The organism is Vibrio sp. 10N.261.46.A3 (genome assembly GCF_041472995.1).
GTDB lineage: Bacteria > Pseudomonadota > Gammaproteobacteria > Enterobacterales > Vibrionaceae > Vibrio > Vibrio coralliirubri.
Genome location: NZ_JBFRRH010000046.1, coordinates 165,063 through 177,010 on the forward strand (window position 1 = coordinate 165,063; position 11,948 = coordinate 177,010).

Below are 11,948 nucleotides of genomic sequence, written 5' to 3' on the forward strand. Positions count from 1 at the left end.
TATAGTGCTGACTCTCTACAGTACAGAAGGGTGCCATCTATGTGAGATGGCATTCAAACTCACGGAACAGTTAAACATTAGCCATCACGTCAACGTTGTCGACATTGCATTTGATGATGAGCTCTTTTCCCGTTACGGGGTCACTATTCCGGTGCTCAAATTTGAAAGCTCTGATCTTTCTCAAAGCTCAGAGCTTAACTGGCCATTTGGCTTGTTAGAACTTAATGATTGGTTAAAGAAGAATGGCATTACTTACAATTCATAACGGGCAATTAGCGTTTGGCGATCACCCGTTATTAGATCGTGCGGACTTTGCACTGCAAGAAAACGAACGTGTGTGTTTAGTAGGGCGCAATGGCGCTGGTAAGTCTACATTGATGAAAATCCTGTCTGGGAACATCATCATGGACGACGGCAAGATGCAAATCACACAAGATGTGGTTGTATCTCGCCTTGAGCAAGATCCACCGCGTAATGAAGAAGGCACCGTTTATGATTACGTTGCTGGTGGCCTAGCGGAAATCGGTGAACAGTTGAAGATCTACCATGATCTTCTGGATCTCATTGGTACTGACCCTAGCGAAAAGAACTTAAATCGCCTTACTCGTGTTCAAGAGCAACTGGATCATGCGAACGCATGGCGCTTTGAAGATCGCGTAAGTAACGTAATGGCTGCGCTTAAACTTACTGCTGAAACAAAACTGACTGATTTATCTGGTGGTTGGCAACGTAAAGCGGCACTTGCTCGTGCGCTTGTATGTGACCCAGACGTGCTTCTACTCGATGAACCGACTAACCACTTGGATGTTGCAACTATTGAATGGTTAGAAGGCTTCCTGAAAGACTTCCGTGGTTCAATCATCTTTATCTCGCATGACCGTGCTTTCATCAAATCGATGGCAACACGCATTGTTGATCTTGATCGTGGTAAGTTGAGCTCGTTCCCTGGCGATTACGAAAATTACCTATTAGATAAAGAAGAAGCGTTACGTGTCGAAGAGATGCAAAACGCTGAATTCGATAAGAAGCTTGCTCAAGAAGAAGTATGGATTCGTCAGGGCATTAAAGCTCGTAGAACTCGTAACGAAGGCCGCGTACGTGCGCTTAAGAAGCTACGTGAAGAACGTTTGAATCGTCGTGAAGTGCAGGGCAAAGCGATTATCCAAATCGACGATGGCCAGCGTTCAGGCAAGATTGTATTTGAAGCTGAGAACATTAACTTTGGCTTTGAAGGCAAAGAGATTGTTAAAGACTTCAGCTTCAACATCATGCGTGGTGATCGTATTGCTCTGATTGGTCCTAACGGTTGTGGTAAGAGTACGGTACTTAAGCTGCTTCTTGACCAGCTTAAGCCAGATTCAGGTCGTCTGCATTGTGGTACTAAGCTTGAAGTGGCTTACTTCGACCAATACCGTGAAATCCTAGACCCTGAGAAGTCTGTAATTGATAACCTAGCGGATGGTAAGCAAGAAGTGACAGTAGGCGGCCGTGAGCGTCATGCACTAAGCTACTTACAAGATTTCTTATTCTCTCCAAAACGTGCTCGTACTCCTGTTAAAGCGCTGTCTGGTGGTGAGAAAAACCGTCTGTTATTAGCTCGTATCTTCCTTAAGTCGAACAACTTATTGATTCTCGATGAGCCAACCAACGATCTAGATATCGAAACTTTGGAACTTTTAGAAGATTTGCTTGCCAACTATCAGGGTACGCTTCTTTTAGTGAGCCACGATCGTCAGTTTGTAGATAACACGGTTATGACAAGTTGGATCTTCGAAGGTAACGGTGTGATTGAAGAATTTGTTGGTGGCTATCACGATGCTCAGCAGCAAAGAAAGCAAGCATTAGAGTACCGACAGGTTGAAAAGCCATCAAAGCCTGAAAAAGTAGTTGAGGAAACTCCCAAAACTGCGCCAGTTAAGGCTAAACCTAAGAAGTTATCGTATAAGCTACAACGAGAACTAGAAGCGCTACCAATGCGTTTAGAAGAATTGGAAACTCAAATTGAAACTCTTCAGGAAGAAGTCAACGATCCAAGCTTCTTTTCAAAATCTGTAGAGCAGACACAACCAGTATTAGATAAGCTATCTGCAGCAGAGCAGGAGCTTGAAGTTGCTTTTGAGCGCTGGGAAGAGCTCGAGGCACTACAACAGGAAAGTTAAGAAGTAATAATGACTTGTACTAAATTTAAATTAACTACAGTTGCAGCACTAGTTTTTGCTGCAACTAATGCCAACGCAGCGCTGTATAACGTAGTGGAAGTAACGCCTTCGATTAAAGATGCTTCCGAAATCTTTGGTGTTGCGATTCAGCCTGGTGCTGCTACCGATGGAACGAACGACCTTGCATTAGGGTGTTTTGATTCCGCCGCGACCAACTGTGCGGACAGCACATTTAAACTTGCTGGTGAAACTCGTGATACTGTTGAAGCGGTAAGTTATCGTGAAGAAGTACCATTCGCGATGGACGCAGCGTTTCAATATATTCAAGATCGTGACGATTTTGAAGACTATTGTCGTCGAGAATTGAGATATTCGACTTGTGAAAGTTGGGCAGACAATCGATGGGCTACTTGGAGCAAAGAAAGTGACCTAAGCTATGTGAATGCGAAAGCCTTTGTTGGCAAAGATGGTAGTTCTATTAGTTCTTTTAACGTATCGATTACTGCACTAGATGATTCTGGTGCACCTTTAGGTATTGAGTCAAACGGTAATGATATTCGCTATAATGCGGTTACAACTGTTCCTCTTACAGCCTCATCTGAATCTCGAGCTTGGGGTGCTTTAACCGTTAACGATGGTACTACCGACATAGTCTATAACTTTGGTAGCATTTCTGTAAAAGGGCCAGCGACAGGTACTTCCAACACAACATTTAGTTCTAAAGCTGCTATATGGAAGGATGGTGAAATACACGAGTTTGATTGGACTCGTGGTGGTAATGCTCAAGAAGGCGATTATTTTGCACAGGGTAGTATGCGTGGCCTTGCGGTAAATTCTGGAAAGCTATATGGGGTTGGCTTTGATACTGTGGATGGTAACGGTGATCTTCAAGACATGAATGCAAGTGTCTTTGTGAGTGATTCATTAGATATTTCCAGCGCTAACTGGACAACAAAAGTCATCAGTGGCGCAGAAGTTAATTCAGGCTCAAATAACGATGATGCTAGATACAGTAACTCTGTAGCTACTGATATTAACGATAACTTGTTCGCTGTTGGTTATGCCAAGCGTAATGGCTATGTGCCAGAGAACGGCAGTGCAGGTAACAAGATTTTTGTTGTTACTGATGCGACAAATCCTACAGCAACATATTTATCTGATGGTATTTTCTTCGACGGTTCGAGCGGTGAAGCTAAAGCAGTTAACAACTTTAACGAGTTTGTTGGCCAAATAGATGCAGAAACCACTCGTGAGGTTGATGGTAGCGAGCGTAGACACCGTGGTTTTATTTACCCGTATCAAGCGACCGGCACTGATGCATCAAGAATTGCGCTGTTTGAGAGTAAAGCTTGGTGGTTAGATGATCTAACAAATGACGGCAACGCGTCTGGAGAGAACAACAAGTTCCGAATCATCGATGCTACTGACATTAACGATGCTGGTGTAATTTCTGCTACTGCTATCAAATGTACCGTTGGTGGCACGACTCAACCATACGATACTACATCTCACAACTCATACTGTGGTGGCGCTGCGTCTAACGCGGTAGAAGAGGTTGTAGCCGTTAAACTGGTTCCAATTGCTGGTGCTAGTAAAGATGATATTCAAACTCGTAGCGCCGATACTGAGAAAGTCGATCGCCAAGGTGGTAGCCTAGGTTGGTTTGCTTTGACTGTACTTGGTCTGTTAGGGTTCCGCAGAAAATTTAAATAATTTTATCTCTTGAGCCCGAGTTCACAATTCTGAACTCGGGCTTTTTTTCGCCTTGAGAAAAGTGAAAATTTGATCGATTCTTAAAGTTGGAGTCACAAAAACTCCGCAAAGTTGTAATCATTGTATGTTAGTAAATGGAACACCCGTATGAGGACTGCACTATGAAGAGACAAAAGCGTGATCGACTAGAACGAGCACAATCTCAAGGTTACAAGGCTGGTTTAAATGGACGGTCGCAAGAAGCTTGCCCATATAGCCAAATGGATTCTCGGTCTTATTGGTTAGGTGGATGGCGTGACGCCAAAGATGACAAGCAATCAGGTCTCTATAAGTAGAATAGGGCGCAAAGAATTAAAGGTCAGGGCTCCATTGTCTGTTGATTCCAACGGCTGGAGCCGTGTTAGTTTCAGAAGAGTGCCAAGATCCCCAGAGATAAAAGTATTATAATTTCGCTATCATAAGAGCGCCTTGCTGGTGGATTTAACCTATTTCACACTTGGGATTGGATACCTTGGCGCACTATAACTAAATTTATTGAAATGAAAATAAAGCAGCCATGGGCTGCTTTATTAAAAATCTAACTATTAGATTAGAATGCTGACGTATCTTGGAAAAGGCCAACTTTCAGATCTTTAGCAACATAGATCTCTTTACCATCAACAAGTACGCGACCATCCGCTAGGCCCATAACTAGGCGACGGTTAACAACGCGCTTCATGTGGATCTCGTAAGTTACTTTTTTCGCAGTAGGTAGAATTTGACCAGTGAATTTCACTTCACCAACACCTAGAGCACGACCTTTACCTTCGCCGCCAACCCAACCAAGGTAGAAGCCAACTAGCTGCCACATTGCGTCAAGGCCTAAACAACCAGGCATTACTGGGTCACCCGGGAAGTGACAATCGAAGAACCATAGGTCAGGAGTAATATCCAGCTCAGCAAGAACTAAACCTTTACCGTAATCACCTTCAGTTTCAGACATCTTAGTGATGCGATCCATCATTAGCATGTTCGGTGCTGGTAGTTGAGGGCCTTGTGGCCATAGTTCGCCTTGGCTTGATGCTAGAAGCTCTTCGCGAGTGTAAGAATCACGTTTGTTTTGCATTATCAATTACTCCGATTTTTGATAGGTGCATATTAGTGAACAGGTGTACGCTAAACAAGTCCGATCAGTACTAGACAAACCAGTTTTTAATGCGTCCAACGATTCCAATAGGGTGCTCATGTCTTTCAAAGTTTTCAATACGTTCCGCGATTTTACTCAGAACGCTTTCTTGTTCATCATCTCTAAATGGTTTGTTCATAATGAGTGGAATTGCTTCGTCTACATTAGACACAGACCAAATATGGAATTCTTCATTCTTAATGCTTTCAATAAGGTCAGGCTTTAGTGCAAGATGCCTTAAGTTCGATCTTGGAAGGATCACACCTTGTTCGCCTGTTAAGCCGTTGTGTTTACAAACATGGTAGAAGCCTTCGATTTTCTCGTTTAGCCCGCCAACAGCTTGTACACGACCAAATTGGTCTACTGCACCAGTAACCGCAATTTGTTGATTGATAGGGTATTCAGACAAAGCACTCACCAGAGAGCACAGTTCCGCTAGAGAAGCACTATCGCCGTCTACTTCGCAGTACGATTGTTCAAACACAACAGAAGCAGCGTATGGCAACGGATCTTCAAGGTTTAGAGCGCTGCTCACAAATGCTTGCATGATCATCATACCTTTAGCATGAAGATTACCACCCAGCTCGGCTTTGCGCTCAACGTCGGCAATGTCACCATCACCAAAGTGAATAACGCAGGAAATTCGTGCAGGTTCACCATAAGAGATCGGGTGTCCTGGAACATCGATAACCGTCAGACCATTAACTTGACCAACTTGTTCACCCTCGGTTTCGATAATGACTTGGCCATCTCGAATATCATCAAGAGCTCGTTCTGGTAGATACGATTCACGGTTGTATTTGTGCTGTTGAGCTTGTTGGATATGCTGAATATCAATTTCACCATTGTCGGATTCAATCAAAGCTTCGTTCAATAACGCATTGTGCCAAATAGGGCATAATGGAATATAACTTTGATCTTCAGTCTCTCTTGCGCCGGCAGTAAGAATGCCCGTCAACGCTTGTTGCGTGATGGTTGGCAATTCATAGCGTTGTTGAAGCCACTTAAGGTAACCAAGATATTGAGTCAAAGTTTCTTCAGAGAGCTTGATGTCTTGTTCAATTTCGCTAAATAGGCAAAAACCGGTTTGAATATCGCTGTCTAGATAATCAAGGTCACCTAGTTGAGCTCTATCTCCAACCACAATCAACTTAATGTTGTATGTCAGAGGCAAAGTTGGAGATTGGTTCAAGTGCTCTGGGTTGCTGCTGATTGGCTCTACGGCTTCACCAAGCAATGCTGATTTAAGCAGTAACCAGCTTCCTGGGTTGGCCAAGATCAAGTTTGCTGAAACGATCAGATAGCCGTTGTTTGCTCTAGCCAATAGGCCAGGTTTTGTTGCAACAACCTTACCGTCTTTCGATTGAACTTGGTCAAACAGAGAAACAGCATTTAAAGACTCAGTTTTTATAACCGGTAGAGTGTGATCATCTAAAGCAGAGATTAGAGATTCAACAATCATTTGACGATAGATCGAGTTGTCTGGAGCGTTTACAAGTAAAACACGCGAAAGGTTAGACAAACGGACAAAGCGGGTTAGCGCATCTTTGAATCTATGTTGAATATCTGAAAACGGGAAAGGCGAGATGTCAGGGAATTGCTCTAATTGAGCGCTATATTCGTCGTACTGAGGCGTAACATGTCGCCAATCTACTTGAGTCATTTAAGTTTCTGATTATGATAATGAGGTAGGGAGTATATAGAAAAACCGATCTCGCTTGTAGCTCTATGTTGTAGTTACTAATCACTAAGCTAATATAACTATGATCTTGGTCTATTCTTTCAAGACAATAATTGTTAAATAGCCTATTTTGGGTTACGCTGTCACTAGGATTAACTCTCGAGATTAGACATGAAATATCAGCAACTTGAAAACTTGGAATGTGGTTGGAAATGGAACTATCTGGTCAAAAAATGGAAAGAAGGCGAGTCGATCACCTGCCACATTGATTCAAGTGAAGCTGACGTTGCTGTTAAAGCCTTATTGAAGCTTGAACACCAACCTACAGGTGTCCTTGAATGGATATCTAACAACATGTCTCCTGAGCTCGATAACAAGCTTAAACAAGCGATCAGAGCTAAGCGAAAACGCCACTTCAATGCTGAACAAGTTCATACAAAGAAAAAATCAATCGACCTTGATTACCGCGTATGGGAAAAGCTATCTCAACGCGCGAACGAGCTAGGCTGTACGCTCTCAGATGCTATCGAGTATTTGGTTAGCGAAGCGTCCCGTAGTGAACAGGCGAGCAAAACAGTAACCAGTCTCAAAGAAGACTTAAGCAAGCTTCTTTCTGACGATAAATAATCATCAACAGTAGTGGTGACATTATGATGTACGTGATCTTAATCGGTGCGGCGTTGGTCTTTTGGTTAGTTGCTGTTGATCGACCGGTATTAAAAATCAAATTTAGCGATGGGGCGATCGAACAAGTTAAAGGTCATCTTCCACCGAGCTTTAAGCACAACCTTCAAGAAATTGGTCACAACAACGCCTTTAAAGGTGAGTTAAAAGTGTATGCTAAGCGCTCTGGCTACAATCTCGAGTTCACTAAAGATGTGCCTAAAAACGTACAACAACGTATTCGTAACGTCTTCCCGCATAATGGTTTTAAGTCTAAAGGCTCAAAGAAAGCGTAATTGTTTAGAGTTACGCGTGAGCTGGTCAATCCTCATACTAAGTTAATCCTTCATTTTCTTTAAATCTCCGCATACTGTTCTCACCTTCAACAAAGAGAGAGCAGTATGAGATATTTAGTATTCCTATTGTGTTTTTTATCCCCAGTTGCTTTTGCCGACGACGCATTGGTTAATCCCGTCGCTAAAAAAATCAAAGTCACTGTCATGAAAGGGTTCAACAAGAGCAATGTTGATTTCGATGGTTATTGCGATCTTATGATTGAGATGAAGCACTCTAAAGGTTACGCAAGAATTAAAAGGGTGAGAACGTCTGGTGATAGTAGCGTTTGCAAGCAGGCTAAAAGGTACTTGCCGAAGAAGAAAAGGTTCAAATACAGCTTTCCAGAAAAGTATATCCGGCTACATATCACGTACTAGCCTCTCCCAGTGCACTATAACTAAATGGTCTTAATTTTATTGAAACAATTTCGTGAACCAATCTCTAATTTCTATTAATATTAGTTTTGTTATAAAGGCAGGATATGCCGATACAAGAGCATTTACGGCAAAGGAAAGTCACGGTTGTTGTTAACAAATAAAAGTTACCCCCCTGAAGTGGTTGAGATCTCTAGGAAGGTCTCAATCAACGTTGAAGCTCGCTTTAATCGATGGTTAATCTCACCTGAATATAAGCTTGCACAATCTACAGTAGACACGTTACTAAGTTTAGAAAATAGGTATTGTGATAGCGTCATATTTGATGAGTCTGACCGCATATCTCATAACCAACGTATTCTACTGCGCTGTGAACAAGATAGAGTTAATGCTCATCGTGAGAAAGTCAACGCGAAGCAACAAACCTTACGATACGTTATCGATGATGTTAGCAATGCAGCTTCAGCTCTAATGCTTGAGAAGCTTCAAGGCACATTAATAAGTTCGTTGTTTTCAGACTTACCCGATTACAATCAGTTCGCTAGTGTTGCGTATTCGCCATCTTTAAACTTTTCAAAACTTCATGAAATATCAGCGAAAAACAGGCCATTGAGCTCTAGCTTAATCGAGTTTGTTTCCAACCAAGAGTTTGCAGATAAGTATGGAAAGAAATCTAAGGTCGTTCTTGATCCTAAAGTTGCAGCACGACAAATAGGAATAGAAAATTGTCGTTTATTGTTCCCATTGTTAATGAGTCAACAGCTGATTAAGTGGAATGATGGCAACATTAAACACATCACTCCTAAGGTTTGGCAACACTTGGTCGTGACGTCAAATGCGACTCGAATTCGACTTCAAGAAACGTCGGTTAAAGATCCTAACGTAGGCATTTTACTTGGCGTGTTGAGAGTTCTGCCTTTGTTTTTAATTTGTAACCACTTTTCTTCAACGTTTGAAGACGCATTGGTAAAAACGATGCTTGGTTATCGTGAAGCAAGTGACAAGCATGACGAATATTATGCTTGTACTGAGGTGATGCCAAACACACAGTTTCTCGAATCAATGGTCGAGCAGTTAGAGCTTAAGCTACTAAAAAATCTCGTTGAATTTATAGATTGGAGCCCTGGAAACCAGTTCATCAAGAGGGCACTTCTAGAGGAAGTGAATGACATTCCAGTACTTGAGCGAACAGTTTATGGTGCAGCTTTGGCTCAAGGTAGAAAATATTCTGTTTTCGAGGCGTTAGATAATAGTGAACTATTTAACGTTAAGCACCGACCTTATTGGTTTTCAACTGTTCAAATGTCTATCGCGACGATTGAGCAGATGCAAGATAAAGTGCTTGGAAAGCTTACGGTGAACATGTAATAAAAAGAGAGAGTCGCATTTATGTGGCTCTCTTTTTGTTGCGCTGTAACTTTATGTGAATGTCTGGTTTTGGCGCTAAACAGTAGGATTAGACTCTACTTAACTGACCACTTCGAAGGTAAACGACTCTTGCTTTGCTATTGCGTGTTTAACAGGGATACCAAGGCGCTGGCAAGTCATCAGAACTTTTAACTTCCTGTCGGCAGGAGCGTGCTCTGACAGAATCACCGAGCTTAAGCATTCTCTATTAAGGTAGAGCTTATTTCCGATCATCTCGTCATCAGGTAATACCCAACGATATTCTTTTTCATAACGCCAATTAGAATGCTTAATTTTGAATATCTCAGCTCCCAGTCTTGCTGTTTGTAAACCACTTAGCGATGCCGGGAGGAACATACTCGGTTCGTCTTCATACTGGACTTCAAAACAGTTGAGATTGGCCACGCCGTTATAGCAGTTGAGATCATACTCGATACACATGCCTTTAAAGTTGTCACCATATTGAGACCATAGTATTGGGTGGTCGCTCGACCGAGAGAAACACATGATCTTAAAGTTTTGTTGAAGCTCTTTGTTGAATACGTGGTTAGATTCAAAAGGGTTATTAAAAGTTTTAGCGTAATCAAACCACAACGAACACTCGGAAATAGATTGTATGTTTCTGTCGTGGAGCGATCTGAACTTATAAAGTTTAGGCAACATATCAAACACCTAGTTTACAAAATTGCCTGATGGTAACACTTTAATTTATTTTTAAGGATTGAATGCATAGCATTTGATTGCTTAATCACCAAATTTATTCATATAACTGTTTGATAGATCAAAATTTAAACACAAAATAGTAGCCTGTTAAAGTGGTTTATTTTGCGTTAAGGCAAAGCTTTCAAGTTGTAACTTTTTACAGAAGATACAACGTAACTTTCTTTATGGTTGAATTGTCTTGTCAAAGTAGAGGTCGAGTAGGGAAATAGGTGATCAAAATTAAAGCCGAGCTTTAAAAGGACGGCTTTAGTAGTATTGAGCCTACGAGTGAATCAAGTTTAGAAGTGGTACCTTGCACCTAGGTAAGCGGTTTGAGGTGACACATCGATGGATTCAATTTCAACGTTTGCAAAGCGGTAACCAATATGAATGTCGATATTGTCTGTCACTATCGCACCAAGCTCAGCACCGACTTGGTAGGCCGCTTCAGACTTAGAGTCTGATACTCCAAAAGCTTTCGCTTCCATATCCATAGAGCCAACACCGGCTAATAGAGATACATACAGATCTAAGACGTCACCTTTAACAATAAACTTTGGTTTAATGTTTACGAAGAAAGCCTGGCCTTCAATATCCATTAAGTCGTTATAGTTAACTTTTCCGATTTTTCGGTACTCTGCCTCTAGTCCCAGTTTGACGACGTCATGTGTATTGAATTCGTAGCCTCCAACCAAGTTATAGCTAAAGTCAGATAGATCAGATGAATCTTCAATGGCGCTGCCACGATATTCTAGTTCAGTTTCATTATAAAAGCCGATATCAACACCAGCATAAAAATGACCATGCTCTCTAGGTGAGTTTTCGTTTTCATTAGCAAGCGCCTGCGAGCTGATGCCAAAAAAAGCGGTGAATAGCGATAGGGCGATTGTACTGATTTTCATGTAAAGCCTTCTAATATAATAAGTTATTCAGTTCCAGGATATGTTAACAAACAAAAGATACTCTAACTAATTGAGAACTAGCCTAAACATCTGATTTTAAAGACTTGTTGGTAATAGAAGTGTCATTATCGCAGTTATGAGACAAGGTAATACAGTCCAGATAGAGGTAAATAGAATTTATGTTGCACTGTAACTTACTATTAGCCAAGTCGTTTAGAGAAGCTCGTTTTGGATGGCAACGTAGTTTGGTAACAATGACCGTTGGGCATCAGAAAATTCAAAGTTAGTGGTTTGAAAACGAGTACGGATGTTACTGATGACGCTGATAGTTGATTCCATTTGGTGAAGAACAAGCCAACATAGATAAACAAGACTAGATGATTCGGGAGTTCGCTTGGTCTTTTGGGACCGTTAAATCTAGCGAACAAGAGTAACCAAGTCTTTTCAGTCTATTGGTAGTACGGACAATAGACCGAGAGTTAGTGGAAGTGTTAATAATCTAGGTTCTTTCGGGAAACAAAATCAGCGTAATAGTTTTTAATACTCAACCAGCAGAGACTCTGGACTAACTTTGGAGAGGCATCCGTAATTAGAAGTCTTAATTAAGTTTGAGCAGACATGTGATAAAGCCATCACGATTTGATTGAATTAACGCGGAGTCAAAGCCATAAAGTAAATAGATAGATTCATGCGGCACTGTACGTAAAATTCGTGAGTAATAAGGCTCGAAATCCCTCAGATTTCACGTATAACCACTGCGCATTATGTGTATGGAGTTATGTTGAGGGTTTGCCTTGCGCCTGAACGCCAGCAAAGGGTGGGCGATAGACTTAGCTAAACCCGAAC

Annotated in this window: 12 protein-coding genes; 8 read left to right on the forward strand and 4 right to left on the reverse strand. The window is 41.6% G+C overall.

The genetic code is table 11. The features are described 5' to 3' along the window. The first annotated feature begins 4 nt into the window (after positions 1-4). The 4 genes from AB4484_RS12635 (at position 5) to rmf (ending at position 4,207) form a co-directional block, all read left to right on the forward strand. A complete protein-coding gene (locus AB4484_RS12635; RefSeq protein ID WP_082153978.1) occupies positions 5-265 on the forward strand; it encodes a glutaredoxin family protein in 261 nt (86 codons plus the stop codon). Next, positions 243-2,159 carry an ABC transporter ATP-binding protein gene (locus tag AB4484_RS12640; RefSeq protein WP_050653519.1) on the forward strand — a complete coding sequence of 639 codons (1,917 nt, stop codon included), beginning with the start codon at positions 243-245 and terminating at the stop codon, positions 2,157-2,159. The genes AB4484_RS12635 and AB4484_RS12640 overlap by 23 nt, the downstream gene beginning before the upstream one ends. 9 nt (positions 2,160-2,168) lie before the next feature. Beyond that, positions 2,169-3,872 (forward strand): DUF3466 family protein, encoded by a 1,704-nt coding sequence (locus AB4484_RS12645; protein WP_372078492.1) that lies wholly within the window; start codon positions 2,169-2,171, stop codon positions 3,870-3,872. A 161-nt stretch (positions 3,873-4,033) separates the two neighbouring features. Continuing rightward, a complete protein-coding gene (rmf, locus tag AB4484_RS12650) occupies positions 4,034-4,207 on the forward strand; it encodes a ribosome modulation factor (protein ID WP_017059676.1) in 174 nt (57 codons plus the stop codon). A gap of 254 nt (positions 4,208-4,461) precedes the next feature. Here the strand turns inward: rmf and fabA are convergent, their stop codons facing one another. Both fabA and AB4484_RS12660 read right to left on the reverse strand, forming a co-directional pair. After that, positions 4,462-4,977 carry a bifunctional 3-hydroxydecanoyl-ACP dehydratase/trans-2-decenoyl-ACP isomerase gene (gene fabA, locus AB4484_RS12655; RefSeq protein WP_017059675.1) on the reverse strand — a complete coding sequence of 172 codons (516 nt, stop codon included), beginning with the start codon at positions 4,975-4,977 and terminating at the stop codon, positions 4,462-4,464. A gap of 70 nt (positions 4,978-5,047) precedes the next feature. Continuing rightward, positions 5,048-6,700, reverse strand: coding sequence for an AAA family ATPase (locus AB4484_RS12660; RefSeq protein WP_372078494.1), 1,653 nt, complete (start codon positions 6,698-6,700; stop codon positions 5,048-5,050). Between the two features lie 189 nt (positions 6,701-6,889). Between AB4484_RS12660 and matP the strand changes: the two genes are divergently transcribed. The 4 genes from matP to AB4484_RS12680 all read left to right on the forward strand — a co-directional run bounded on the left by matP (position 6,890) and on the right by AB4484_RS12680 (position 9,459). Beyond that, positions 6,890-7,345: a macrodomain Ter protein MatP gene (gene matP, locus AB4484_RS12665; protein ID WP_017059673.1), complete on the forward strand. Its 456-nt coding sequence runs from the start codon at positions 6,890-6,892 to the stop codon at positions 7,343-7,345. A gap of 23 nt (positions 7,346-7,368) precedes the next feature. Beyond that, on the forward strand, positions 7,369-7,677 hold the full coding sequence (locus AB4484_RS12670; protein ID WP_372078496.1) for a DUF3634 family protein: 309 nt from the start codon (positions 7,369-7,371) through the stop codon (positions 7,675-7,677). Positions 7,678-7,782: 105 nt separating this feature from the next. Further along, positions 7,783-8,094 (forward strand): hypothetical protein, encoded by a 312-nt coding sequence (locus AB4484_RS12675; protein ID WP_050634060.1) that lies wholly within the window; start codon positions 7,783-7,785, stop codon positions 8,092-8,094. Positions 8,095-8,238: 144 nt separating this feature from the next. Next, positions 8,239-9,459 carry a hypothetical protein gene (locus AB4484_RS12680; RefSeq protein ID WP_050634061.1) on the forward strand — a complete coding sequence of 407 codons (1,221 nt, stop codon included), beginning with the start codon at positions 8,239-8,241 and terminating at the stop codon, positions 9,457-9,459. Between the two features lie 99 nt (positions 9,460-9,558). Here the strand turns inward: AB4484_RS12680 and AB4484_RS12685 are convergent, their stop codons facing one another. Next, on the reverse strand, positions 9,559-10,161 hold the full coding sequence (locus AB4484_RS12685; protein ID WP_050634062.1) for a DUF2971 domain-containing protein: 603 nt from the start codon (positions 10,159-10,161) through the stop codon (positions 9,559-9,561). A 338-nt stretch (positions 10,162-10,499) separates the two neighbouring features. Further along, positions 10,500-11,102, reverse strand: coding sequence for a porin family protein (locus AB4484_RS12690; RefSeq protein ID WP_372078499.1), 603 nt, complete (start codon positions 11,100-11,102; stop codon positions 10,500-10,502). Between the last annotated feature and the right edge of the window lie 846 nt (positions 11,103-11,948).